Source organism: Azotobacter chroococcum, assembly GCF_002220155.1.
Lineage (GTDB): Bacteria > Pseudomonadota > Gammaproteobacteria > Pseudomonadales > Pseudomonadaceae > Azotobacter > Azotobacter chroococcum.
Genome location: NZ_CP011835.1, coordinates 4,421,176 through 4,446,819 on the forward strand (window position 1 = coordinate 4,421,176; position 25,644 = coordinate 4,446,819).

The 25,644-nt window shown below is 64.7% G+C and carries 20 protein-coding genes and 3 pseudogenes; 10 read left to right on the top strand and 13 right to left on the bottom strand.

What is annotated here, in order from left to right:
• Window positions 1-4 precede the first annotated feature (4 nt).
• A pseudogene (locus ACG10_RS20660) lies at window positions 5-1,402 on the top strand (glycosyl hydrolase family 28-related protein); the annotation flags it as partial.
• Window positions 1,403-1,728: 326 nt separating this feature from the next.
• On the opposite strand, the gene ACG10_RS20665 reads toward ACG10_RS20660, so the two are convergent.
• From ACG10_RS20665 to ACG10_RS20685, 5 genes are all read right to left on the bottom strand, one after another.
• Entirely contained in the window at window positions 1,729-3,096 is a 1,368-nt protein-coding gene (locus ACG10_RS20665) for a sugar MFS transporter (protein ID WP_089169652.1), read from the bottom strand.
• A 215-nt stretch (window positions 3,097-3,311) separates the two neighbouring features.
• On the bottom strand, window positions 3,312-4,460 hold the full coding sequence (dgoD, locus tag ACG10_RS20670; RefSeq protein WP_089169653.1) for a galactonate dehydratase: 1,149 nt from the start codon (window positions 4,458-4,460) through the stop codon (window positions 3,312-3,314).
• A gap of 73 nt (window positions 4,461-4,533) precedes the next feature.
• Window positions 4,534-5,157 carry a 2-dehydro-3-deoxy-6-phosphogalactonate aldolase gene (locus ACG10_RS20675; protein WP_089169654.1) on the bottom strand — a complete coding sequence of 208 codons (624 nt, stop codon included), beginning with the start codon at window positions 5,155-5,157 and terminating at the stop codon, window positions 4,534-4,536.
• Window positions 5,150-6,115, bottom strand: coding sequence for a 2-dehydro-3-deoxygalactonokinase (locus ACG10_RS20680; protein ID WP_089169655.1), 966 nt, complete (start codon window positions 6,113-6,115; stop codon window positions 5,150-5,152). Before ACG10_RS20680 ends, ACG10_RS20675 begins: the two co-directional genes overlap by 8 nt.
• Window positions 6,112-6,897, bottom strand: coding sequence for an IclR family transcriptional regulator (locus ACG10_RS20685; protein WP_089169656.1), 786 nt, complete (start codon window positions 6,895-6,897; stop codon window positions 6,112-6,114). The genes ACG10_RS20680 and ACG10_RS20685 overlap by 4 nt, the downstream gene beginning before the upstream one ends.
• A 346-nt stretch (window positions 6,898-7,243) precedes the next feature.
• On the opposite strand from ACG10_RS20685, the gene pyk reads away from it, so the two are divergent.
• The 4 genes and pseudogenes from pyk (at window position 7,244) to ACG10_RS24195 (ending at window position 11,056) form a co-directional block, all read left to right on the top strand.
• On the top strand, window positions 7,244-8,689 hold the full coding sequence (gene pyk, locus ACG10_RS20690) for a pyruvate kinase (RefSeq protein WP_089169657.1): 1,446 nt from the start codon (window positions 7,244-7,246) through the stop codon (window positions 8,687-8,689).
• Window positions 8,690-8,730: 41 nt separating this feature from the next.
• A pseudogene (locus ACG10_RS20695) lies at window positions 8,731-8,865 on the top strand (hypothetical protein); the annotation flags it as partial.
• A gap of 462 nt (window positions 8,866-9,327) precedes the next feature.
• Window positions 9,328-10,566, top strand: coding sequence for a maltoporin (locus ACG10_RS20705; RefSeq protein WP_089169659.1), 1,239 nt, complete (start codon window positions 9,328-9,330; stop codon window positions 10,564-10,566).
• 148 nt (window positions 10,567-10,714) lie between these two features.
• The gene (locus tag ACG10_RS24195; protein ID WP_198318983.1) at window positions 10,715-11,056 is read left to right on the top strand and encodes a hypothetical protein; all 342 of its coding nucleotides are present in this window, start codon (window positions 10,715-10,717) and stop codon (window positions 11,054-11,056) included.
• Window positions 11,057-11,084: 28 nt separating this feature from the next.
• Here ACG10_RS24195 and ACG10_RS20715 read toward each other — a convergent pair whose 3' ends face one another.
• The 5 genes from ACG10_RS20715 to ACG10_RS20735 all read right to left on the bottom strand — a co-directional run bounded on the left by ACG10_RS20715 (window position 11,085) and on the right by ACG10_RS20735 (window position 15,556).
• Complete coding sequence (locus ACG10_RS20715; RefSeq protein ID WP_089169660.1) at window positions 11,085-12,185, bottom strand: alkene reductase; 1,101 nt, start codon at window positions 12,183-12,185, stop codon at window positions 11,085-11,087.
• 57 nt (window positions 12,186-12,242) lie between these two features.
• Window positions 12,243-13,298 carry an aldo/keto reductase gene (locus tag ACG10_RS20720; RefSeq protein WP_089169661.1) on the bottom strand — a complete coding sequence of 352 codons (1,056 nt, stop codon included), beginning with the start codon at window positions 13,296-13,298 and terminating at the stop codon, window positions 12,243-12,245.
• 64 nt (window positions 13,299-13,362) lie between these two features.
• Window positions 13,363-14,004 (bottom strand): isochorismatase family cysteine hydrolase, encoded by a 642-nt coding sequence (locus tag ACG10_RS20725; RefSeq protein WP_089169662.1) that lies wholly within the window; start codon window positions 14,002-14,004, stop codon window positions 13,363-13,365.
• Between the two features lie 74 nt (window positions 14,005-14,078).
• Window positions 14,079-14,657, bottom strand: coding sequence for a cysteine hydrolase family protein (locus ACG10_RS20730; protein ID WP_089169663.1), 579 nt, complete (start codon window positions 14,655-14,657; stop codon window positions 14,079-14,081).
• A 74-nt stretch (window positions 14,658-14,731) separates the two neighbouring features.
• On the bottom strand, window positions 14,732-15,556 hold the full coding sequence (locus ACG10_RS20735) for an alpha/beta fold hydrolase (protein ID WP_039807035.1): 825 nt from the start codon (window positions 15,554-15,556) through the stop codon (window positions 14,732-14,734).
• Window positions 15,557-15,906: 350 nt separating this feature from the next.
• Here ACG10_RS20735 and ACG10_RS20740 point away from each other — a divergent pair, with 350 nt between their 5' ends.
• The gene (locus ACG10_RS20740; RefSeq protein WP_157731494.1) at window positions 15,907-16,263 is read left to right on the top strand and encodes a helix-turn-helix domain-containing protein; all 357 of its coding nucleotides are present in this window, start codon (window positions 15,907-15,909) and stop codon (window positions 16,261-16,263) included.
• On the opposite strand, the gene ACG10_RS20745 is transcribed toward ACG10_RS20740, so the two are convergent.
• Window positions 16,253-17,227 (bottom strand): helix-turn-helix domain-containing protein, encoded by a 975-nt coding sequence (locus ACG10_RS20745; RefSeq protein WP_089169665.1) that lies wholly within the window; start codon window positions 17,225-17,227, stop codon window positions 16,253-16,255. The genes ACG10_RS20740 and ACG10_RS20745 overlap by 11 nt on opposite strands.
• Before the next feature lie 401 nt (window positions 17,228-17,628).
• Between ACG10_RS20745 and ACG10_RS20750 the strand changes: the two are divergent.
• A pseudogene (locus tag ACG10_RS20750) lies at window positions 17,629-17,778 on the top strand (IS3 family transposase); the annotation flags it as partial.
• 50 nt (window positions 17,779-17,828) lie between these two features.
• On the opposite strand, the gene ACG10_RS20755 reads toward ACG10_RS20750, so the two are convergent.
• Both ACG10_RS20755 and ACG10_RS20760 read right to left on the bottom strand, forming a co-directional pair.
• The gene (locus tag ACG10_RS20755; protein ID WP_232487152.1) at window positions 17,829-18,713 is read right to left on the bottom strand and encodes a helix-turn-helix transcriptional regulator; all 885 of its coding nucleotides are present in this window, start codon (window positions 18,711-18,713) and stop codon (window positions 17,829-17,831) included.
• Between the two features lie 329 nt (window positions 18,714-19,042).
• Window positions 19,043-21,247 (bottom strand): alpha-galactosidase, encoded by a 2,205-nt coding sequence (locus ACG10_RS20760; protein ID WP_089169667.1) that lies wholly within the window; start codon window positions 21,245-21,247, stop codon window positions 19,043-19,045.
• A gap of 518 nt (window positions 21,248-21,765) precedes the next feature.
• On the opposite strand from ACG10_RS20760, the gene melA reads away from it, so the two are divergent.
• The 3 genes from melA (at window position 21,766) to ACG10_RS20775 (ending at window position 25,522) form a co-directional block, all read left to right on the top strand.
• Window positions 21,766-23,091, top strand: coding sequence for an alpha-glucosidase/alpha-galactosidase (gene melA, locus ACG10_RS20765; RefSeq protein WP_039807052.1), 1,326 nt, complete (start codon window positions 21,766-21,768; stop codon window positions 23,089-23,091).
• Window positions 23,092-23,291: 200 nt separating this feature from the next.
• Window positions 23,292-24,605: an oligosaccharide MFS transporter gene (locus ACG10_RS20770; protein WP_039807054.1), complete on the top strand. Its 1,314-nt coding sequence runs from the start codon at window positions 23,292-23,294 to the stop codon at window positions 24,603-24,605.
• A 152-nt stretch (window positions 24,606-24,757) separates the two neighbouring features.
• Entirely contained in the window at window positions 24,758-25,522 is a 765-nt protein-coding gene (locus tag ACG10_RS20775; protein WP_198318984.1) for an SDR family NAD(P)-dependent oxidoreductase, read from the top strand.
• The last annotated feature ends 122 nt before the right edge of the window (window positions 25,523-25,644 follow it).

The following is a 25,644-nucleotide window of genomic DNA, read 5'->3' on the forward strand; positions in this document are numbered from 1 at the left end:
GTAGATGGATTTCGATGTCAAGGATTTTGGAGCAAAGAGTGATGGCAAGACCGACGATACGGAAGCCATCCAGGCGGCGATCGACGCCGCCTACGCAGCAGGGGGCGGCACCGTTCGCCTGTCGGCCGGCGAATACCGGGTCAGCGGCGGCGACGAGGCCTCCGATGGAGCGCTGATGATCAAGAGCAACGTCTATATGGTCGGCGCCGGGATGGGCGAGACGGTGATCAAGCTGGTCGACGGCTGGGATCAGAAGCTCACCGGCATCATCCGCTCGAAGAATGGCGAGAAGACCCACGACTACGGCATCAGCGACCTGACCATCGACGGCAACCAGGACAACACCGAAGGCGAGGTCGATGGCTTCTACACCGGCTACATTCCCCACGAGGACGGCGCCGACTACAACGTCACGGCCGAGCGGGTGGAGATCCGCGAGGTGTCGCGCTACGGCTTCGACCCCCACGAGCAGACCATCAACCTGACGATCCGCGACAGCGTCGCCCACCACAACGGCAAGGACGGCTTCGTCGGCGACTTCCAGATCGACAGCACCTTCGAGAACAACGTCTCCCACGACAACGGCCGCCACGGCTTCAACATCGTCACCAGCAGCCACGACATCCTCCTGCGCGACAACGTCGCCTACGGCAACGGCGCCAACGGCCTGGTCGTCCAGCGCGGTTCGGAAGACATCGACCATCCCTACAACATCCAGATCGAGGGCGGTTCCTACCACGACAACGGCGAGGAGGGGGTACTGATCAAGATGACCAGCAACGCCAGCCTGCAGGGCGCCGAGATCTACGGCAACGACGCGGCCGGGGTGCGCGTGCGCGGCGTCGACGGCGTACAACTGCTCGACAACGACATTCACGACAATGCGCAGGGCGGCGGCAAGGCGGAAATCGTCCTGGAGGACTACGATGACCGCGACGGGGTGTCCGGCAACTACTACGAGACACTGAACGCCACGGTGCAGGGCAACAGCGTCGCCGGCGCGGCGCAGCTGCTCAGCAGCGAGGGGCGCGACCTGCTCGACGGCGCGGCAGGCAACGACCTGCTCGACGGCGGCGCCGGCCGCGACACCCTGAGCGGCGGCGGCGGTGCCGACACCTTCCGCTTCGCCGACCGCCAGGACAGCTTCCGCAACTACGAGGGCGACACCAGCCGGGTCGACGACATCGTCGACTTCACCCCGGGCGCCGACCTCATCGATCTCTCCGGGCTCGGCTACAGCGGCCTGGGCGACGGCTACAACGGCACCCTCGCCCTGCTGCTGGACGAGAACGGCACCAAGACCTACCTCAAGGACCGCCAGGCCGACGCCGGGGGCAACCACTTCGAGATCGCCCTCGACGGCAACCTCGTCGACAGCCTTTCCGCGACCGACATCGCCTTCGACGCCACCCAGCTCGAACTGCTCGGCACCACCGACCTGCAGACCGACCAGGTCGCCTGACGCGTCCGTCGGCCGGCTGCCCTCCGGCAGCCGGCCCGATGCGCCCTACTCGCCGATCAGCCTCAGCTCGGCCTCGTTGGTGGCGCGGAAATCGGCGGGCTCGCGGTACACGCCGTACCACACCAGCGCCCAGAGAAGACCGAGCAGCAGGCCGATGGCCAGGGCGTAGAGTGCCCGCGGCGGTACCGGTGACTTCGGAAGCCCTCACAAAAAGGCCCCTGCCCGAGGATACCGGGCAGGGGCCTCGCCGAGGCTTGCGGTGGACGTCAGTGACCGTGGCCGACGCTCTCCTCGATGGCGTGGGTCGGAGCCTTTCTGGCCGCCACGGCGAACCACAGCACATACACGTAACAGAGCAGCGGCGCGATGAAGGCGAGCGACTTGGACCCCGTCACCTCTTCGATCTTGGCAAAGACCAGCGGCAGAATGGCGCCGCCGACGATGGCCAGACACAGAAGGCCGGAAGTCGCCGACGTCGGCGCGCTCGAACGTTGCAGGGTCAGGGTGAAGATGGTCGGGAACATGATCGAGTTGAAAAGCCCGATCAGGAGTGCCGCGAATGCCGGGATCAGGCCCGAGGTATGGGGCACCGAGGTCAGAACGACATCGATCATGCCGGAGGGAGCCGATGGCAGCATATCCTTGGTCAAAATCACGACCAGACAGAGCCCGATGGCGCCTACGGCCACGATGGCGAGCATGGCGTAATCCTTGACGACCTTGAGCAGGGCCGAACCGGCAAAGCGGCCGATCATGGCGAACAGCATGTAGAAGGTGGTCAGGTGTCCGGCCGATTGGGCCTCGATGTTGAGAATGTTGGCCTGTTCAAGGTAGAGCAGCAGGTTGAGCGAGATGGCCACTTCAGCGCCGACGTAGAGGAAGATGCCGACGGAGCCGAGATTCGCCCATTTGGAGGTCAGGGCAGTGAACGGCGAAACCAGCTGGCCCGTCCTGGGAGCTGCCGCCGTAATTCTGTCGCGCACCAGCCAGATGGCGAGGATGAAAAGTGTCAGTGCCAGGCCAATCGCCAGATAGACATTGGTGACGAAGCCGAGCGCTTCTTCGCGCATCAGATCGGTGATCACTACATCCCTCTTGAAGATGTCGCCGTTGAGCAGAAAGGAAGCCCCGAAAAACAGGCCGCAAGCCGCACCCAGCGAGTTGAAGGATTGCGACAGATTCAGGCGGAAGGCCGAGTCTTCGGGGCTGCCCATCGATGCGATCAGTGGGTTGGCCGCCACCTGAAGCAGGGTTACACCAGAGGCCATGATGAAAAGAGCGGCCAGAAAAACCAGATAGACATGAACCGTGGCCGCGACGATGGCGATAAGGCAGCCGGCAACGATGCCGCCCAGACCGACCATGATCGACTTGGCGTAACCGAATCTCGACAGAAAGGCCGCCGACGGCAGCGAGACGACGAAATAAGCGAGAAAGAAGGCGAATCCCGTCAGCATCGACTCGACCGGCGTCAGGGTGAAGACCGTCTTCATGGTTTTCAGCAGCGGGTCGAGCAGGTTGGTGACCAGCGCCCAGATGAAAAAAAGCGCGGTCACGTAAGTTACGGCGAGGGCGAGACCCGAGCCGCCGGTTCTGACGGCGTCCGCCTGGGCGCTGAAGCTGTTATCGGACATATAAAGCCTACCTGTAGGATTGTTCTTGTAAGTGACTTTCAGGCGTTTGAACCCAAGCGTTTGAATCGCCCCGGTTTCATGGGCACCTCCAGGCCTCCTGACGAGGCCCATGGAGGCGCCATGAACGGCGTTACCCTGAAGAATGCGGGAACAAAGCGCTCAAGCGGATGACCGAGCGCGGCCTGCCCGTTCTGGTCGGCGCGCCGCGGCCGGACTTACCATTCGGCGACGCTGCCGTCGGCATGGCGCCAGACGGGGTTGCGCCAGCGGTGGCCGACCTCGGCGCGCTCGAGCACGTAGTCCTCGTTGACCTCGATGCCGAGCCCCGGCCCCTGGGGGATGTCGACGAAACCGTCGCGGTAGGCGAAGACTTCCGGCTTGGCCAGGTAGTCGAGGATGTCGTTGCTCTCGTTGTAGTGGATGCCCAAGCTCTGCTCCTGGATGAAGGCGTTGTAGCAGACCGCATCCAGCTGCAGGTTGGCGGCCAGGGCGATCGGTCCCAGCGGGCAGTGCAGCGCCAGGGCGACGTCGTAGGCCTCGGCCATGGCGGCGATCTTGCGCGTCTCGGTGATGCCGCCGGAATGCGAGGGGTCGGGCTGGATGATGTCGACGAAGCCGTCGGCCAGCACTCGCTTGAAGTCCCAGCGCGAGAACAGCCGCTCGCCGAGGGCGATCGGCGTCGAGGTGTGCTCGCGGATGTCGCGCAGCGCCTCGTAGTTCTCGCTGAGCACCGGCTCCTCGATGAACATCAGCCGGTACGGCTCCAGCTCCCTGGCCAGGATCTTGGCCATCGGCTTGTGCACCCGGCCGTGGAAGTCCACGCCGATGCCGATGTCCGGACCCACCGCCTCGCGTACCGCCGCCACGTTGGCCACCGCCGCGTCGATCTTGGCGTAGGAGTCGACGAACTGCAGCTCCTCGGTGCCGTTCATCTTCACGGCGGTGAAGCCGCGGCCGACCACCTCGCGGGCGGCGCGGGCGACGTCGGCCGGGCGGTCGCCGCCGATCCACGAATACACCTTGATGCGCTCGCGGCACTGGCCGCCGAGCAGCGCGTGCACCGGCACGCCGAGCGCCTTGCCCTTGATGTCCCAGAGGGCCTGGTCGATGCCGGCCAGGGCGCTCATGTGGATCGGGCCGCCGCGGTAGAAGCCGGCGCGGTAGAGCACGTTCCAGTGGTCCTCGATCAGCCGCGGGTCCTTGCCGACCAGGTAGTCGGCCAGTTCCGCGACGGCTGCTGCCACGCTGTGCGCGCGCCCTTCGACGATCGGCTCGCCCCAGCCGACGATGCCCTCGTCGGTCTCGACCTTCAGGAACAGCCAGCGCGGCGGCACGATATGGGTGGTCAGTCGGGTGATCTTCATGACTTGCCTCTTGTTGTGCGGGCAGGCCAGGCCTGCCGGGGGGATCGGGAAATTCCGGGTATGGGGTATCGCTTCAGGCCTGCGTCTGCCGCCAGGCGGCGACGAAGGCCGCGGCCCGCTGCCCGACCTCGGCGGCGCCCAGGCCCGGCCGGTACAGCGCCGAGCCCAGGCCGAAACCGCTGGCGCCGGCGTCGAGGTAGGGCTGCAGGCTGTCCGGGGCGATGCCGCCGACCGGCAGCAGGGCGATGTCGCGGGCGAACACCGCGCGCCAGGCCTTGACCACCGCCGGGCCGAACTGCTCGGCGGGGAACAGCTTGAGCGCGTCGGCACCGGCCTCCCGCGCGGCGAAGCCCTCGGTCGGGGTGGCCACGCCGGGGGCGCAGAACAGCCCGGCGGCCTTGGCCGCACGGATCAGCCGCGCGTCGCTGTGCGGCATCACGATCAGCCGGCCGCCGGCAGCGGCGACCGCCTCGATCTGGGCCACCTCGAGCACAGTGCCGGCGCCGACCAGACAGCGCTCGCCCAGCGCGGAGGCCAGCCGGCGGATGCTCTCCAGCGGTTGCGGCGAGTTCAGGGGGACCTCGATCAGGCGAAAGCCGGCGTCGTACAGGGCCTGCCCGACCGGCAGGATCTCCTCGGGGGTGATGCCGCGGAGGATGGCCACCAGCGGCAGCTGGCGCATGCAGGCGTCAAACATAGTCGGTACTCCAGGTGGGGATGGCGGGGGTGGCGAGCAGGCCGGCGGCCTCGGCGATCCGCCAGAGTCCGGCGCTGCCGGCCTCCTCGAGGAGGCGCACGTCCTCCACGCCGAACTGCCGCAGGGCCTCGCGGTAGCGCCGGCACAGCGCCCCGTCGCCGATCAGCACCAGCGGCGGGCAGGCGCCGTCGAGGCTGGCAAGGGCGCAGCGCAGCTCCTCGCCGATCAGCAGGCCGGAGAGGTAGTCGAGGCTCTCCTCGGCGGCCAGGCGGCCGGTCAGCACCAGGCTGCGGGCGCTGAACAGGCGGCCGGCGACGGCACCGTCGCGGGCCAGTTCGAGACCGCGGGCGAAGGCGTCCGGCGCCGGCCGGCTGCCCTGCGCCCGGGCCGGCCGGCCGAGGATCGAGTGGTCGCGCAGCACGGCGAACAGCTCACCGGTCATATACGTGGAGAAATGGCGGATAGCGCTGTCTTCGACGGCCGCCCATTTCGAGTGGGTGCCCGGCAGCACCAGCAGGGCCTTGGCTGACAGTTCCGGGGCCAGCTGCAGGGCGCCGAACACCTGGGTTTCCTCGCCGCGCAGGACGTTCGGCAGCGCGCCGGCGTCCAGCACCCCGGGCACCAGGTGCAGGCTGCCGCCGTCGCCGCTGTCGATCCGCCGCAGGCCGCCGACCAGTCGCGCGGCATCGGCCGGGCACTCCACGTAGGGCACCTCCTGCCAGCCCTGGGCGCTGCCGATCATGCCGGCGGCCAGCGCCGGCAGGCCGGGCCAGCGGGCGCGCCAGTCGCCGGTCAGGGCGGCGAAGGCGCGGGCGAAGTCGCCGTCGGGCACATGCTGGATGCCCCAGGGCTCGGCGCGGCGGTCCAGCACGCGGCCGCCCTCGCCCAGCAGGTAGGCGCGCAGCGAGGAGGTGCCCCAGTCGAGGCCGATCAGACGCGGAATTTCGGAGTCGCTCATGGTTGGTTCCAACCCAGTTCGTGGGAGATGGCCCGGGCGCAGGCGATCGCCTCGGGTCGCAGGTCGCGCAGGCGCGCCTCCGGCATGAAGGGAATGGCACCGGTCACGCTGAGCGCGGCGACGATGGCGCCGCCGGCATCGCGGATCGGCGCCGCCACGCAGCGCACGCCCAGTTCGTTTTCCTCGAGGTCGAAGCTGCTGCCGGCGGCGGCGTACTCGCGCATCTGTACGCGGTACTCGTCCCAGGGCGTGAACTGCTCGCGCAGCCCCGGCTGGCCGGCGCGGCGCGCCAGGCCTTCCTCGTACAGCTCGTGCCACGCGGCCTCGTCCAGGTCGAGCATCAGCGCCTTGCCGACCCCGGTGAGGGCCAGCGGCATGCGCAGGCCGACCCGCGAGCGCATTTCCAGGCCTCGGGTACCGGGCAACTTCTCGATGTAGAGCACGTCGCCGCCCTCGCGCACGCCGAGGTGGATGGTGTCCTGAGTCAGCTGCGACAGACGCTCCAGATGGGGCTGGGCGAGCTTGACCAGGGGCAGCTGCTCGCGGGCCTTGAAGCCCAGCTCGATCAGCCGCGCGCCGAGCAGGTAGCCGTTCGGGGTGCTGCGCAGATAGCCGGCCTGCACCAGCGCCGCGGCCAGACGGTGCGTGGTGCTGCGGGTGCAGCCGATCCGCGCGCCGATCGCCGGCAGACTGGTATCGCCCTGGGCCACCGCGTCGATCACGGCCAGGCCGCGGAACAGCGCCTGGGCGCCCGGGGGAATGCTGTTGTCGTGTTCGGGCATGGAAAGCCTCCTGATGGGGAAAACACTAAACCGGATCTTTGATCATTTCAATATGTGAGAATATATCCCATATTTTGGGAAAACTGAAAGAAACGCTAATGGATAGTCAGCCGCCGAGCCAAACTGAATGCAAAATCCCATAATATGGGATTTTATCTCATATATTGAAACATGATGATGCCTGGTTTAAGGTTTTATCCACCCGAGGCTTTCATGCCAGGACATGACAACGCTCCCTCAGGCGCCCAGGCGCTGTTCCTCAGACTGGCCGCGATCAACAAGGGAAAGTGGTTGGCATCCACTTGAGCTTTTACAAAACAACTATTTCCCCAGAGGAATGAGAGCCATGCTGCGTAGAACAAAAATCGTCGCCACCCTCGGCCCAGCCACCGAAACCCCCGAAGTCCTCGAAGGCCTGATCAAGGCCGGGGTCGACGTGGTGCGCTTGAACTTCTCCCACGGCAAGGCCGAGGAGCACATGGCCCGCGCCGCGCTGGTGCGCGAGATGGCCGCCAAACACGGGCGCTTCGTCGCCATCCTCGCCGACCTGCAGGGACCGAAGATCCGCATCTCGCGCTTCGCCGAAGGCAAGGTGATGCTGCAGAAGGGCCAGCAGTTCATCCTCGACGCCGCCCTGGACAAGAACGCCGGCGACGCCAGCCGCATCGGCATCGACTACGAGGCGCTGATCACCGACAGCAAGCCCGGCGACATCCTGCTGCTCGACGACGGGCGCGTGGTGCTCAAGACCCTCAAGGTCGAGGCCACCCAGCTGGTCTGCGAGGTGCTGGTCGCCGGCCCGCTGTCCAACAACAAGGGCATCAACCGCCAGGGCGGCGGCCTGTCCGCCTCGGCGCTGACCGAGAAGGACTGCGAGGACATCAAGACCGCCGCGAACATGCAGGTCGACTACCTGGCGGTGTCCTTCCCGCGCGATGCCGCCGACATGCAGCACGCCCGCCGCCTGATGCAGGAAGCCGGCGGCAACGCCGGGCTGGTGGCGAAGATCGAGCGCGCCGAGGCGGTGGCCGATGCGCAGGTGCTCGACGGCATCATCCTCGCCTCCGAGGCGGTGATGGTCGCCCGCGGCGACCTGGGCGTGGAGATCGGCGACGCCGAGCTGGTCGGCGTGCAGAAGCGCATCATCGAGCGGGCGCGGGTGCTGAATCGCGCGGTGATCACCGCCACGCAGATGATGGAGACCATGATCACCCAGTCGCTGCCGACCCGCGCCGAGGTGTTCGACGTGGCCAACGCGGTGCTCGACGGCACCGACGCGGTGATGCTCTCGGCCGAGACTGCCGCCGGTTCCTACCCGGTGGAGACCGTGGAAGCCATGAGCCGGGTGATCCTCGGTGCCGAGAAGCACCCGCTGGCGCATCGTTCCAAGCACCGCATGGACCAGGTGTTCCACAAGATCGACGAGACCATCGCCCTGTCGGCCATGTACGCGGCCAACCACCTGGAAGGGGTCAAGGCGATCATCTGCCTGACCGAGAGCGGCGACACCCCGCGGCTGATGTCGCGGATCCGCTCGCACCTGCCGATCTACGCCTTCTCCCGCCATCCGCGCACGCAGAGCCGCGTGGCGCTGTTCCGCGGCGTGAACCCGGTGCCCTTCGAGACCGACCGGATCGCCGAGGCCGAGCTGAACGCCCGGGCGGTGAAGGAGCTGATGCAGCGCAACCTGGTGTTCGAGGGCGACCTGGTGCTGATCACCAAGGGTGATGCCGGTGCCCAGGGCGGCACCAACACCCTGCGCATCGTGCGCGTCGGCGACATCGTCCAGTGAGGGAGGGACATTCGATGCAACGCAACACGCCCAGCCAGGAGGCGGTGGTCACCCTGGCCGGGCAGATCAAGACCGGCTCGCTGTGCCACTCGGACCGGGTCGGCCAGTACAACCCGCTGCTGCGCATCGAGGAAGCGCTGCAGGGCAAGGCGCCTATAGCGCGGAGTCGCTCCTGAAGCGCCGCTGCTGCAGCCGCTGAGCCCCGTCGGTCGACCGAGCGGGTCCGGCTCTACCTTGAAACAAGCCTGAGGAATACCCCCTCAGGGCTTCGAATAAATATAAGAAGGTTCACTGACATGCTGTATTGCCCATCCTTGTCTTCGGAATTCTCTCGCTTCTCCTCCCTTGTCCGTGCCCTGGTTATCTGCGCCCGCCCGAGCGACGCCGTGCGGATGCGTTCCTCCACGCCGGCACGCTGCCCCTTGCCCACGCCTGGCTTCTGACCACCGGTGAAGACGCGCGAGCGAGGGTAAAAGCCCTTCATTTCCCACGACCGGATAGCCCTGCTGGAGCCTGTGCGTGCCATGACAGCCGCGAAGACAGCGCTGTCTGGACGAGTGCAAATTCCTGGCGGTAATCGACGACAGCCCTGGGTACAGGGCTTTACCGACCAGAAAACAACAAGAATCGGAGCGGATATGAAAAGAATTACCGTGAAAAAGGCACTTTTCCCCTTGTGCGCCCTTTTTGTGTTGCCCATGACGGCTCAGGCGGTCAATTTCAGCGGCTATTACCGCCTCGGGATTGGCGGCAACAGCAAAGGCGGTACGCAATCCTGCTTTCAGTTGCCCGGCGCGCCCACGAAATACCGGCTCGGCAACGAGTGCGAACAGTGGAGCGAGCTTGCCTGGGACCACGATATCGCCCTGGCCGATGGATCGACGCTCTCCGGCATGGTCATGGGCGGCTTCTACAACCCCATCGGGCACAAGCCGAAGTTCAAGGACTCCAACGAGCATGGCGGTGGCTTCTCGCGGATCCAGCAGATGTTCGTCGAATGGAAGAATGCCGCGGTGCTCAACGGCGGCAACTTCTGGGTCGGGCGCCGCTACTACAAGCGGAACGATATCCACATGACCGACCTCTACTACTGGAACCAGAGCGCCACCGGTTTCGGTTTCGACGAAGTGCCGATCGGCGACCTGCGCTACAGCTACGTCTTCTCGCGCAAGGACAACCAGAACCAAGACCCCTACGTTACCCGTCACGATTTCAACGTTGACGGCTTCAAGACCAACCCGGGTGGCGAGGTGCAGTTGGGGGTCAGTTATCTGCAGGAGGCAGGCGGTAGCGACAAACACAGCGGCTGGTCGGTGGCCGTGCAGCACAAGCAGGAAGGCTTTCTCGGCGGCAACTACAACACCTTCGCCCTGCAATACGGCGAGGGGCCGGGCACGGGCCTGGGCTACACCGGAGATTCCAACCTGGACAAGGAGAACAAGAGCTGGCGCATGGTCGAGTACTTCGACTGGCAGACCACGGAGCGCTTCGGCGGCCAGTTCCAGCTGGTCTACCAGAAGGACGTCCGACCCGACGGCGACAACTCGCGCTGGCTGTCGTTCGGCGTGCGGCCGGTCTACGCCTTCACCGAGACGTTCAAGCTGAGCGCCGAGGTTGGCCACGACCAGATCAAGGCGACCGACGGCACCCGCAAGCTGACCAAGTTCAGCATCGCGCCGACCTGGTCGCCGGGCGGCCCGGGCTTCTGGGCGAGGCCGGAATTTCGCATCTACTACACCTACGCCACCTGGAACGAGGCGGCACAGCGCGCGGCCACCGAGATGAACCCCGATTCCGCGCTGTCCGAGACCGGTGCCTTCGGTACCGACCGCCACGGCAGCAACTTCGGCGTGCAAGTCGAGTACTGGTGGAAATAGGGTTCTTGGCAGCGAACTTTCTTACGTGTCATCAAATTGAACGTTCATTTGTTCGCTATTTTTCCGTCCGCAGCACGGACAACAATCCAGACGGCTCACCAGCCGTCTGGGCGATCAGCCAGGGCAAGGTCGTGATCGCGATGGATCGATGACGCTGGGCAGCATGATGATGGGTGTTGAGGCATACTCCACCAACGCATCAACGCTTAATGGTCGTATGGCCGGAAACCTTCCGTCCTCGCCCGCCGGGTCCTTTCTGTTCCAGGCCGCCATTCTGGCAACGTTCGCCAGTGGTAAGCGGTACAACTGTGACCTCAACGCCAGCTACAACATCGCGGTCCACTATTGGGCCTGGAAACTCAAGCTGGCTCGCCGTAAGGATGGGCAGTTGCCGGAGGACAGAAGCTCCCTTGGCAAACCGGGAATGCCGGTCACGCTCTCAACGCTCTGGCTGCGAGAGCGGGAAGCCTCTCATCAGTGCGCAGCATGATGAGGGGAGCATTCACAGGTAACCGAGTTCAACCAGCCCAAGCCGGATAATCGGTATAGCCTTCGGTGCCACCGCCGTAGAAGGTCGCCTGATCCGCCTCGGCAAGGGGCGCCCCCTGGGCGAAGCGCTGCACCAGGTCGGGGTTGGCGATGTAGGGCCTGCCGAAGGCCACTGCGTCGGCCAGCCCGGTTTGCAGCAGGGCTTCCGCGCGGGCCGCGGTGTAGCCGCCGCAGACCACGATGGCGCCGGGGAAGCGGGCGCGGACGGCTTCGCGAAAGCCCTCGGGGTAGCCCGGCACGCCCATCCATTCGGCCTCGTGCAGGTGCAGGTAGGCGAGGCCGCGCCGGCCCAGCTGCTCGGCCAGGTACAGCGCCATCGGTCCGGCTTCGGCGTCCTCGATGTCGTTGTAGGGCATCCAGGGCGACAGTCGGATGCCGACCCGTTCGGCACCCACCGCGGCGACCACCGCATCGACGACTTCCAGCACCAGGCGCGCGCGGTTCTCCAGGGAGCCGCCGTAGGCGTCGTCGCGCCGGTTGGTGGCGGTGGCGAGGAACTGGTGCAGCAGGTAGCCGTTGGCGGCATGGATCTCCACCAGGTCGAAGCCGGCGGCGATGGCGTTGCGGGCGCCCTGGGCGTAGTCGGCGACGATGCCGGGGAGTTCCTCGCCGCGCAGGGCGCGCGGCTCGTCGCATGGCGGATGGGCGGGCGTGCCGTCGGCCTGGATGATGAAGGTCTGCATGTTGGCACGGATCGCCGAGGGCGCGACCGGCTGACCGCCGCCGGGCTGCAGCGAGGCGTGGGAGATGCGCCCCACGTGCCAGAGCTGCAGCGCGATGTGCCCGCCCTGGCGGTGCACCGCGTCGGTCACCCGGCGCCAGCCGTCGATCTGCGCGCCCGAGTAGATGCCCGGGGTCAGTGCATAGCCCTGGCCCTGGCGGGAGATCTGCACCGCCTCGGTGACGATCAGCCCGGCGCCGGCGCGCTGCGCGTAGTACTCGGCGTTGAGGGCGGTCGGCACGTCGCCCGGCTGGGCAGCCCGGGAGCGCGTCAGCGGCGCCATGACGACGCGGTTGGGCAGGGTCAGCGTGCCGAGGCGGAGGGGGGACAGCAGCTTGTCGATGGCCATGCTTGCTCCTTGTCGAGGTCGACGGATGTTTCGATAAGTGATGGAGGCGCAGGTTGCTCAGGCGACGGGAATGGTTGGCATCCGGAAATCCGGGTGGCCGCCCAGGACGGCCGGGAGCTGCCCGGCGATCTGCTCGTGGGGCGTTCCCGGGGCGACGGCGCTGGCGGCCTCCAGGCGGGCGAGCTGTTCCGCGCTCGGGGCGAGCTGCAGCGCGCCGAGGGTCGCGTCGAGCTGCTCGCGGGTGCGCGGCCCGAGGATGGGGATCAGGCTGGTGCTCGAGCGGGCCGCCCGCTCGCGCAGCCAGGCGATGGCCACCTGGGTCGGCGAGGCTTCCAGTTCCGTGGCCACCGCCTGCAGGGCATCGAGGATCGCCGTCTCGCGCGGCGAGTTCTCGGTACGCACCAGGGTGCCGAGGCCGCTCAGGCGGCCTTCCGTCGTGCCCGCACGGTACTTGCCGGTCAGCAGCCCGCCGCCGAGCGGCGACCAGAGCGCCGCGCCCAGGCCCAGCGCCTCGGCCATCGGCAGCAGTTCGCGTTCGGCGCTGCGCTCGGCCAGGCTGTACTCGAACTGGATGCCGGCCAGCGGCGCCCAGCCGCGCAACTCGGCCAGCAGGTCCGCGCGGGCGATGCGCCAGGCGGGAAAGTTGGACAGGCCGGCGTGGAGGATCTTGCCGGCGCGCAGCAGATCGTCGAAGGCGCGGAGGATTTCCTCGAGCGGCGTCACGCCGTCGGCGGTATGCGCCCAGTACAGGTCGAGGTAGTCGGTGCCGAGCCGCTTCAGGCTGTCCTCCAGCAAGCGCACCATGTTCTTGCGGCCGTTGCCGGTGCGCGAGACTCCGGCGTCGGGCGAGGCGCCCAGGCCGTACTTGCTGGCGACGACGAAGCGCTCGCGGTCGCTGGCGATGAACTCGCCGAGCAGCGTCTCCGCCTGGCCGAACTGGTAGATGTCGGCGGTGTCGATGAAGTTGCCGCCGGCCTCCACGTAGCCGTCGAACACCCGCCGCGCCTCGTCGCGCTCGGTGCCGTAGCCCCAGCCCGTGCCGAAGTTGCCGGTGCCCAGCGCCAGCTCGGAAACGCGCAGGCCGGTGTTCCGGCCGAAGGTCATGTAACGCATGCAACTCTCTCCCTGATTGTCGGCACACCGGGGCGCGCCTGCATTTATATTGCGATCATGATTTTTAAAACCGGGATGCTGAATCCTGGTGCAATGCGGCAAGAAGCTCGGAAGTGCTGACAATCGCGTGAGCGTAGGTCGGTCCGTTGATCTCATGGGCGGCGTGCATGGCTTCGGCGCTGAATGCCGCCGTGGCGTCGCGAACCAGGGTCACGTGATAGCCCAGCTCCGCCGCGAACTTGCCGGTGGACTCGATACAGGTGTTGGCCAGCATCCCAACCACCACAACCTTCTCGATGCCATGCTGCTTTAGCTGGAAATCGAGGTCGGTATTGGCGAAGCCGCTTGCGCCCCAGTGCTCATGGACCACGATATCGCCCGGTTGGGGCTGGAAGTCCGGATGCCACTCTCCGCCCCAGCTGTCGACCGCGAACACCTGTGCATGACTCGCATTCAGCTGGTAGGGGCTCGGATGCTTCCAGCTCTGCAAGTCGTTGGGCCGGGCCCGGTGGTGCGGCACATAGAAAATCCGGATGCCGGCCCGGCGCATGGCGTCGACCACCGCGCGCAGGTTGGCCAGCGTACCCACGGCATCGGCGACCGGCTTGGCCAAGCCGTTCAGCTTGCCGCCATCGCTGAGAAAGTCGTTATAGGGGTCGACGAGCAGCAAGGCTGCGTCGTCTCTGGAGTAGAGGCTTGCGGTCATTACGCGCTCCTGCAAGTAGGGTAAGGGACAGCAGCCCCTGGGTTCGTCCTTGGCGCTCCCGATGGCCGTTGGGGTCAGGTCGCCGGACACGATGTCCCGCATATCTTCAGATAGTCGGCGGTGGACACGACCGAGGCGTAGCCGAAGGCGAGTGCAGCCATGAAGGCGGCATGCACCTGGGCCGCCGGAACTTTCACGCCATTGAACTCCAGGTCGAGCGTGGCGCAGGCGTCATGCAGCACTGTGGTCCGGTAGCCGAAATCGACCGCCGCACGGGTAATGCCATCCACGCACATATGGCTCATGTTGCCGACCACCACCACTTCATCGATGTCATGGCGGTCGAGCACTTCCTTGAGGTCGGTCTCGCGGAAGGAGTTGATATGGTGCTTCAGCACCACGTGCTCGCCCGGGCGGTTGAGCACACTGGGATGGATCTGCGCACCTTCGGACCCGGGCCGGAAGAATGGCGCATCGTCGCTGGGGAATTCGTGGCGTATGTGCACCACCAGGTTTCCGCTTTCCCGGAAGGCATCGATCATCAGCGCCGCTTTGCCGGCGGCCTGCTCGACATGGCTGAGCGTCCATCTGCCGCCGGGGAAATAGTCGTTCTGGATGTCGACGACGATCAGTGCCTTCCTGCTGGCGTTCATGCTACTCATGACCTTCTCCTGCTGCTGAGGGGCCGATGGACAAGGCTATCGGCACGAATGGAAGGCAGGGATATTCAACCCTGCAGGAACGCCAGCATGTCGGCGTTGAGCTTTTCCTTGTGCGTATCGGTGATGCCGTGCGGCGCACCCGGGTAGATCACCAGTCTGGCATGACTGACCAGCTTTGCTGCGGCCCGGGCGGCCGCATCCACCGGCACGATCTGGTCATCGTCGCCATGCAGGATCAGAGTCGGAATGTCGAACTTCTTTAGATCTTCGGTGAAATCGGTCTCCGAAAATGCCCTGATGCAGTCGTAGGCATTCTTGTGCCCGGCCATCATACCCTGCAGCCAGAACGCATCGATCACGCCTTGGGAGGGCTTGGCGCCCGGCCGGTTGTAGCCGAAGAAGGGGCCGCTGGCGACAGCCTTGTAGAGCTGCGAACGGTCGGCAAGAGAGGCGGCACGCATCTCGTCGAATACCGCAATGGGCAGCCCGCCGGGATTGGCCTCGCTCCTGACCATCAGCGGCGGCACGGCGGAAATCAGCCCCGCCCTGGCGACACGTCGGGTTCCATGGCGGCCGATGTAGCGGGCCACTTCGCCGCCGCCGGTGGAAAAGCCGAACAGCGAGGCATCTTCGACGTCCAGGGTGTCGAGGAGTTGCGCCAGGTCGTCGGCGTAGGTGTCCATCTCGTTGCCGTTCCAGGGTTGACTCGAGCGTCCGTGCCCGCGCCGGTCGTGGGCGATCACGCGATAGCCGTTGGAGGCCAGGAAAAACATCTGGGATTCCCAGCTATCGGCGTTCAGTGGCCAGCCATGACTGAGGACGACCACGGGACCCGATCCCCAGTCCTTGTAATAGATCTGCGTGCCGTCGCGGGTGGTGATGGTACTCATGATCTTTCTCTCTCCATTGCGTCGTTGAGGAGCGGGAGTGGGAACGGCTGTTCCATACCCCCCAGAGTGCCGATTGACGATGCAGCGAATAGCGAGCCGTGGGGGATTCTTGCGGAGACTGCTGCCCAGCGGCTACGTAAAATCGGCAAGCGAATGTCATGGTCTGGGCTGGGCACCGGGCGGTTCAAACGTTCCGTATGCCTCTGGTCGGTCATCTCTTCTCTTTGCCTGTTTTACGTAGTGCGCCAAGCAGGCTTGGCGCAGCCTGAAGGCCTATACCAACCCACCCGATCAAGGACATGACCAAGGCTAAGGTTCCGTTACCTCGAACCAGGCTTACCCCATCCCGCATGAGCAGACGCCACCCCTCGCGGGAAGCGATCATTGGCAAGGTGCTCGAGCTGCTTCCAGACAGGGAAGGCAAACCCTTGCGACTGGCTGACCTGTGCAAGGCGACAGGCGTCAGCGAGCGGACATTGCGTTCGGCTTTCAGTGAGGCTTTTGGCATGGGACCTAGCCGCTACTTGAGGCTGCGTCGCTTGCACCTGCTACGAGCCGCGCTCGCCGTTGCCGATCACCGGCACGACACTGTGATGGCGATAGCCATGCGCTTTGGCTATTCGGATTGTGGTCGCATGGCCTCGGAGTACTATGCCCTCTTCGGCGAGTACCCCAGTGCGACGCTTCTTCGCGGTGTCAACGGATAATGGAATGGAGGGGAAGGGTGCCAGCCGTCCGCAGCCGGCCATGCAGCGATTGCGAGGGGAGCTCTCCGAAGTAGGTTCTGTAATGGCCGGCGAAGCGGCCGAAATCCCATACTCCGTATTGCGCACAGATGTCGGTGATCGTGTCCCCGGGCCTCGCCTGAAGGATTGCGCCGCGTATCGTGTGCAGCCTGTGCATCATCAGGTAGCGATGCGGACTCATCCCGAGATAACGGTTGAAGACATTGCGCAGCGTACGTTCCGATGCGCCGGCCGCGACGCACAAGTCTTCCATATGGACCGGGGCCTCCTTGATCGACGCCAGCAACTCCAGAGCCTTGCGCAGAATCTGCTGGTGATCCAGGCGAGCGCGCGGTGTCCGGCCTGGCGTTGCAAGCGGGAGCAGCGTGCGGAACACCCGGTCCATCAACTCTGTCCGGGCGGCGTGCTCGGCGGCAGGGTTGTGCAAGTCCTCCGGCGCCTGCTGATCGATGCGAAACAGGCGGCGTGCGAGCCAGATGAGTGGCGCGATATCCCTCTGGGCGACATTGACCAGGTTGCGCGACAGTATTGAAGGATCGAACTCGTCCTCGTGCACCTTTGCCCAGCGCAGCACCAGTTCGCATGACATGGCCACCGTCATCCAGGTCGCCGGTTGGCTGGCATCGATGTGGAACATCGCATCGGGAACCATCCAGGCCAGCAGGCGGCGATCGAAGCGATGCCCGTTCACTACGGTGCATTCGTGTCGATTCAGCGGCAGAAAGATATTGAAGAAGCCGGGAAGACCGACGCCGCTGTAGACGGTCCCGGCACCCTCCCGGCCGAACATCAGGGCAACCCCGTTCAGTTCTACGACCCGCAGCCGCCAGTCGCGCTGCTGCCGTGAACGCAATACATAACGTCCCTGCACGCCATACAGCGCTTCTTCGAACTCGTCGAAGTCCGCACAGACAAGCCGGCTCATTGGCAATCCCCTGAAGAAAAAGCGCTCATCTTTCCTTGGGCCGAAGTTCGAAAGCGCGCTTCAGGCATAGAAGATCATGTGAAGAAGCGGTGCTCAAGGACAAACGAAAGGTCAGGCAGTGTTCCGCCCTGTCCGCAAATATCTACTCAAGTGCGACACAAGTCGCGATAGGTACAGTTGCTGGCACAAGCCTCGGAGGAGCTGGTGATGCCGCGCCTCGGCGAGCCGGTCGAGCCGGCTTGGATCGGGGCGGTGGAGCCGTGGTGACGAGGAGGAGCCGAGGGTGATTGGCGGGGCGCTATGCCGCAGGAGGCCGAGCTGCTGGCTACTCTGCAATCGTGCAAGCCTACCCGGCCCTTGCGGATGAGTGCGCCAACCAGTTGCAGGCGAGGCATGGAGCCGAGTGCACTCACGGGGAACGCTTCGGTACGCGTGCCCAGATGCGTCAAACCGTGTTCGAATACATCGAGAGCGACTACAACCGCCAGCGGCGTCATAGCACGCTGGGATACATCAGTCCGGAAGCCTTCGAGGCCCGGATGAGTGCTTAAACCTGTGTCCACGAGTACAGGGCAAGATCACTGCCGACGGGGCGCCCGGCTCAGAGGCGGCCCCGGCTGTTCACGTACAGGCCGCTGAGGCGGAACTCGCTGGGGGACAGAGAGAAGGCGTGGCGGAACAGCTTCGAAAAGTAGTTCGGATCGTGGATGCCCACCGACAGCGCAATGGCCTTGACCGACAAGTCGGTCGCTTCGAGCAGATGGGCCGCACGTTTCATGCGTTCATTCAGGACATATTGCGCCGGCGACATGCCCACCGTGCGGGTGAACAGCCGGGAAAAATGGGAACGGCTCAGACCGGCCAACTGGGCCAGGCTCGCCACATCCAGTTCGTCGTCCTCCACCTGCGGGGCTAGGGTATCGGGCTCGCAACGCAGGCAGGCATGGATGTGATTCTGGATGGAGGCGATCACCCCCGTTCGCGTCGCATCCAAGGCGACATCCTGCACAAGCAGGTCGTCGTGCAGCGCCATGAGCGTCTCGTAGGCCAGGGCCGATGCCCGGCCGGCGGTCAGTTCCGGCGAACGGATCAGGGCATCGACGTTTTCGGCCAGGCATTCGATGCTCTTGTCGCTCAGGCGCAACACCGGACCGCGTTCGTCCAGCAAGGCCCGTTGCAGGCGGAGAGCTTCCTTGCCGTACATGGCGATCCAGAAGAACTCCCAGGTCCCCCCCGCCTCCAGCCAGTAACAATGGTCGTGCGGGACCAGTACCAGCATGGTGTCGCCGGCGCGTAGCCGGTAGTGCCGTCCCTCGAAGCGCAGGTTGCCCTCCCCCGCCAGGGTGTGCTGCACGATGGCGAAAGGCGTGCTGCCACGTCGACGACCATCCCAGCAGTAGGTGCAGTCCTGTACCCGGTCATAGCCGGCATTGGTCGGCATGGTGTGCAACTGATGCCTGCCGCGTGGCAGGGATATGACCTTCATGGCCGGCCCCCTCGCCTGCATATCGCAGAGCACAGAATTACCCGTCATGGCATGAATCTCTTTTTATTCGACTTGTCGAGATGCGCCTCTATCAGGGTCTGTTGAGGTAACTCCAGAACCCTTCGTTTCCGTTGATAACGTTCGCGAGAAGCAACACTGGCGTGGCCACGGCAAGCTTGCCGGTACCCAGGAACGTCCAGGATGAACCAGTTCCAGCAAAGGGTATCCGGTGCCTCCCGGCAACCGGACCGAATCCCGGAGCATAGGGGGCGCAACCGATCAGAGCCGCTGTCGGCTGCGCCCCTATGTTCCGGCCAGAGGCCGGAGCCTTACACAGCCTGCAATTCCATGACCATGGCGGACAATGGCGGCATGAAAGGCGGGAAAATCCCGACATCCATCAACGTCGCTCCGCTGACCGGGACTTTTCCGGAAAATACCGCCTTTTGCGCCTCGGACGGCCGGTACCCTGCTGGCAAGTTTTGCGGCTCAGGGAGGGTGATGCGATAGGTTTTCGCGGGGTCGAGCCCGCTCAGCCTGATGGGCGAAGGTCTGCGGGCGGAAACCCAGTCGCGCTGGGCCACCAGGAAGACCCCCGACCGTGCATCGTCGGAGACGACCCCTCGCACGACCCGTGCCGGGTCCGCCGCGCAGAACTGTGCCTGCCCGTGATGAAGCAGGCCGCGCAGCCGCTTGTGGAGCGCGATCCACGCCTTGAGCCGCGTGCACTCCTCGGCGGACAGGTGCGTCGGATCCAGCTCCAGCCCCAGATGCCCGAAAATTGCCACGCAAGCCCGGAAATCCAGCGTCGTCGTGCGACCGGTGATCCCGTTCGGAACCTCCGAGATATGGCAGCCCGTCACCTCCGGCGGCAGGAAATGCCATGCCGCGCCCTGGATCGCCAGACGCTCCAGCGCATCGGTATCGTCCGAAGTCCAGACGCGTTGCGTATGTGCCAGCGCGCCCCAGTCGGCCCGGCCGCCGCCGGATGCGCAGCTTTCGATCTCCAGCTCGGGATGCGCCTTGTGCAGCCGCTCCCACAGTGCATAGAGCGCCAGGACCTGGCGGCGGTAGGCCGCGCGACCTTGTGCATCGGATGCCTCGACCAGATCGCGATTGAAATCCCACTTGATGTAATCGATCCGCACGCTGGCGACCTGCTCGGAGATCGCCTCGAACAGGTAATCCGAGACCTCGGGCCGCGAAATGTCCAGCACCAGCTGGTTGCGGGACGTCCACAGAGGATAGCCGCGCGTCTGCAGCACCCAGTCCGGATGCGCGCGATACAGGTCGCTGTCCGGATTGACCATCTCCGGCTCGTACCAGAGCCCGAACTCCATGCCGTGCCCGTGAATCCTGTCGGCCAGGGGACGCAGGCCATTCGGAAAGACCGAAGCGGCCGAGAACCAGTCGCCAAGCCCGGCATCGCAATCGCGTCGTGCCCCGAACCAGCCGTCATCCAGCACGAACCGTTCGATGCCGAGTGCGGCCGCCGCGTCCACCTGGCGCATCAGCTGATCCTCATGCAGGTCGAACCCGCTCCCTTCCCAAGAGTTCAGGAGGACCGGGCGCGGTTTCATCTTGCCACCCTGCCAGTGCAGGACGTGGCGACGCGCATGGGCCTGGAAGGCCCGGGCGCATCCGGAAAACCCGGCGGACGAATAGGCGGCATAGGCAACCGGTGTGACCAGCTCGGCTCCAGGCGCGAGATCTCCCTCGCCCGAATAAAGATATTCGCCGCACGACAAACGGACGCGTCCGTCCTCCATCCGCTCCACGCAGAGACGATGACCGCCGCTCCAGCCAAGCTGTACGGCCCAGGCTTCGCCCTCGTTCTCCGAGGTGTTGGCCGGCGAGAGCAGCATGCCGGGGAAGTGGTCGTGCGTGCGGTTGCGGCGGCTCTCCACCACGATCCCGCCACGGGTCAGGTTCATCGGCTCGATGCCGAATTCATTCCCCCACTCGCCGGACAGCACATGCGCGGTATCGACCGACTCGGGCAGCAGATAGGTGCCCGAGACAAGCCGCTCGACCCGCAGGGTCTGCGTGCCGGTATTGCTCAGCCGCGCCTGGCTGGTCAGCACGTCATCCGGGCCGAGTTCCAGATTCAGCACTAGCGCAAGCCCGGATACGGTGTCTTTCCCCCGTACCACAAGCCGCTGGCCCTCGCGTGCCACCTGTTCGGTCTCGAAATTCGCAGTCCAGCCACTTCCATCGGGACGCGCTGCGATCAGGCCGGGCATATCGAAATTCCAGCAGCCGATCGTATCGAGCAGCGTGATCAACGGGCGCCACTGGTCCGGCCCGTTATTGGGGCTGTCCGGGGCACGCACGGCGAAGATCTCGGCCTCCGAGATTTCCTGCGGCAGGCGCCGCCCCCAATACGCGATTTCCGGCAACCCTTCCCGGCGACGGATCAGCAATAAAGTGGAGTTCGTACCATCCAGCCGGATCACTGCTTCAGGATGGCTGCCCCCCTGACCGGCCAATTCGATTTCCGGAATGAATGGAGGAGTGATAGGTGCTTGGGTCATAAGGCTGTCCTGTCATTTTTGTCGACTGTTTGGCCGAAGAATTGCCCACCCGCGAGAAGGGCAGGAAGCGATTGGGTGGTTGCTGTTGGCGCCTTCCTGAATGGCGTGGATCCTGGCTTCTGCAAACACCACCAAGCCCCATGAACAAGGCCCGGCGAGCAGCCATGATCGGTTCGTGAGGGCACCGGCACGGTGTCCTGTCGCCGCTCGGCACCGCGGCGGTGGCCCCGCGGGGACTTGAGCACCGCGACGATGACGCCGCCGGCGTCGCACCCGCTGTGGAAAGACACTAAACCGGATTCCCGCCTGTTTCAACATATGAAACCAAATCCCATATAATGGGATATTCAGGACTTTCCTGTCCGAACAATGCAGAGCACAGAATTACCCGTCATGGCATGAATCTCTTCTATTCGGGGGGTGAACCGACTCCTACCATGGAATTCCAGCGGTTCTTGCCAAGCGTCCTTGCCCTGAACCGATAGTGCTTATTACAAGTAAAACAAGAGGAGAAGCAGATGACTCTCAAAGCCACCAAGATCGCCCTGATCGGTGCCGGTTCGACGGTATTCATGAAGAACCTGCTGGGCGATCTGTTGCAGGTCGAGAAGCTGCGCAATGCCCATATCGCCTTGATGGACATCGACCCGCATCGGCTGGAAACCTCGCAGCTGGTCGCCGGCAAGATCGCCGAGGCGGTCGGCGCCTCGCCCACCTTCGAAGCCACCACCGACCGACGCCGCGCTCTGGACGGCGCCGACTACGTGATCACCATGATCCAGGTGGCCGGCTACAAGCCCGGCACCGTGACCGACTTCGAGGTGCCGAAGCGCCATGGCCTACGCCAGACCATCGGCGACACCCTGGGCATCGGCGGCATCATGCGCGGCCTGCGCACCGCGCCCGTGCTGGTGGACATCGCCAAGGACATGCGCGAACTCTGCCCGAATGCGCTGATGCTGCAGTACGTCAATCCGATGGCCATCAACTGCCTGGCGCTGAATCGTTTCGCCCCGGAAGTTCGCACCGTCGGGCTCTGCCATTCCGTGCAGGGCACCGCCAAGGAGCTGGCCGAGGACATCGGCGTGCCGATCGACGAGATCCGCTACCGCTGCGCGGGCATCAACCACATGGCCTTCTACCTGTCCTTCGAGCGCCTGCTGCCGGACGGCCGCACCGAGGACCTGTACCCGCGCATCCGCTCGGTGCTCGACACCGGCAAAGTGCCCGACTGGAACCGGGTCCGCTATGAAGTGTTCAAGCACTTCGGCCATTTCGTCACCGAGTCTTCCGAGCACTTCGCCGAATACGTGCCCTGGTTCATCAAGCGCCATCGCCCCGACCTGATCGAGCAGTTCAACATCCCGCTCGACGAATACATCCGCCGCTGCGAGAAACAGATCGGTGAATGGGGACAACAGGAGCAAGCCCTGCTGGCCGGCGAAGGCCTCAAGATCTGCCGCAGCCACGAATACGCCTCGCAGATCATCGAGGCCGAACTGACCGGCAAGCCGACCCTGATCAACGGCAACGTCATGAATACCGGGCTGATCGCCAACCTGCCGGAAGGCGCCTGCGTCGAGGTGCCCTGCGTGGTCGACCACAACGGCATCCAGCCGACCCGCATCGGCGACCTGCCGGTCGGCCTTGCCGCCCTGATGCAGACCAACATCAACGTGCAGACCCTGACCGTGGAGGCGCTGGCCAGCGGCCGTCGCGAGCACGTCAAGCAGGCGGCGATGCTCGACCCGCACACCGCTGCCGAACTCAGCCTCGACGAGATCGACACCCTGGTCGACGAGCTGATCGAGGCCCACCAGGGCTGGCTGCCGCACCTGCGCTGACCGCCCTCCTGGCTGAGCGAAAACCCTGTCTCGAGGGTGGCTTTTCAACGAGACATAGAACGGACTTGACTGCCGTCAGGCCTTCGCGCTCGCGTGGTGCCCTGAAAAAGCACAGGCGCTGCCGGTCGGACGAAGCCTCACGGCCAGTCAAGTCAGAATGAAAAATTTCCCGATAAAAACAATGAGCCGGGGTATACCAAATGAACTTGATGCTCGATGCTGCAGCGGGTCGTGCCCTTCCCTATTTCAAATACGGCACGATCTTCTTCCTCTATTACTTCATTGCCGGTGGAACGGTCCCCTTCCTCGTCATCTGGCTGGGCGATGCGGCCAAGCTGGATGCCGGCGCCATCGGTCTGCTGTTCGGCTGCCAGGCGATCATCGCCATGCTGCTTCAGCCGCTGTTCGGCGTGCTGACCGATCGCCTGGACAACCGCAAGCACCTTCTCTGGTGCATCGTCACCCTGCTGGTCCTGCTGGCCCCCTACATGAAGTGGGTGTTCATGCCCCTGCTGATGGAAAACCTGGTAGTGGGCGCTCTGGCCGGCGGGCTTTACTTGGGCATTGTCTTCGCCGCCGGCGGCGGGACACTGGAGGCCTATCTCGAGAAAGCCTGCCGGGCCAGTGATATCACCTATGGCCGGGTGCGCATGTTCGGCGCCATCGGCTATGGAAGTTCCGCGGCCATCTCGGGAATGCTCATCAGTAGCGATCCCGAATTGATTTTCTGGATCGGCTCGGGCTGCGCCCTGGTGCTGGCCCTGCTGCTCTGGAGAGTCCAGCCGGGTTCGACCGTTGCCCAGACCGATGACCTGCAGGAAAAGTCGGCGCCCATTTCCTATGCGACGGTCAAAAATCTGGTGTCCGATCGACGCTTCTGGTCCCTGGTGCTGTATGTCGTGGGCGTCGCCTGTCTCTACGACGTGTTCGACCAGCAATTCGCCAACTTCTTCCGCGGCTTCTTCGCCTCCCCGCAGCAGGGCACCCAGGTGTTCGGCTTCGTGACCACGCTGACCGAAGGCGGGGTCGCCCTCATGATGTTCTTCATTCCCTGGGTGTTGACCCGTATCGGCGGAAAGAATGCCTTGATCGTTGCCGGAGTCGTGATGGCGATGCGCATCATCGGTTCCGCCTTCGCGTCGAGTCCTGCCGAAGTGGTTGCCTTGAAGATGCTGCATGCCCTGGAAGTGCCCTTGATCTATGTCGGCATGTTCAAGTACATCGAAGACGTCTTCGATACCCGACTGTCCGCGACCATCTACATGATGGGCTTCATCTTCGCCAAGGGACTTGGCGTCAGCCTGATTTCCCCCCTGGCCGGCTATATGTATGGGGCTTTCGGCTTCCGGGAAGGGTATCTGCTCCTGGGCAGCCTGGCCCTGCTGTTCACCGTCGTTTCGATCTTCAGCCTCGACCGGGGCAGGCATAAAAGTGCCTACTCGCCGGACACCCGCGAGGACGGCCCTGCCGTGATCGACGCCCCGGCGCTGTCCCCGGCGCTGCTCTCGAAATAGCGACAACTGAATCAATCGCCTGAAAGCAACCGGCCAGCCGATTTGCAGGAAATCAACATAAAACCTTGCAGATCGGCGAGCCGGCCAAGCCATGCGATGGCCGTGAACAACAAGAGACACATTGAGAGGTTGATATGGTATCGAGCAATAAAATGGACCTGCATCCCGTCTATCCGGACCTCAAGGGCAAGACCGTACTGGTTTCGGGCGGCGGATCGGGAATCGGCGAGGCCATGGTCCGCGCCTTCGCCAGGCAAGGCGCCCGGGTCGCCTTCGTCGACATCGCCCGGGAGGCCGGCGAAAAGCTGGAAGCCGAGCTGCTTGCCGAGGGACACGAGGTCGGTTTTCGCTGCTGCGACATCACCCGGGAAAGCGCCTATCGGGAGGCCATCGAGAGCCTCGCCAAGGCACTGGGGCCGATCACCGTCCTGATCAACAATGCCGCCAGCGACACCCGCCACACCCTGGAAGAGGTCGGTTCCGACAGGTTCGACCAGTTAATCGCCGTGAACCTCAAGCATGCCTTCTTCGCCATCCAGGCGGTGGCGCCGATGATGAAGGAAGCCGGCGGCGGCTCGATCGTCAACTTCGGCTCCATCGGCTGGATGATGGGCTCCAGCGGCTATCCGGTCTACGCGGCCAGCAAGGCGGCCACCCACGGCCTGACCAAGACCCTGGCGCGCGAGCTGGGCCCCCACCGTATCAGGGTCAATACCCTGGTTCCGGGCTGGGTGATGACCGACAAGCAGCTCGCCCTCTGGGTCGACGACGCGGCCAGGGAGCTGATCAAGCGCAGCCAGTGCCTGCCGGGCAGCCTGGAGCCGGCGCACATCGCCAGCATGGCGCTTTTTCTCGCGTCCGACGCGGCGGCCATGTGTACCGCGCAGAACTTCGTCGTCGATGGCGGCTGGGTATAAGTCTGTTCGACAAAACGTCAGCCCTGGAGTGTTTTTCTTTTGCCTCGGGGTTGCCGGCTCTACTCCTTACGGTTTCTGCAGAGGCTCGACTTTATAACCTGAAAGTCGCCGGACGATACCGT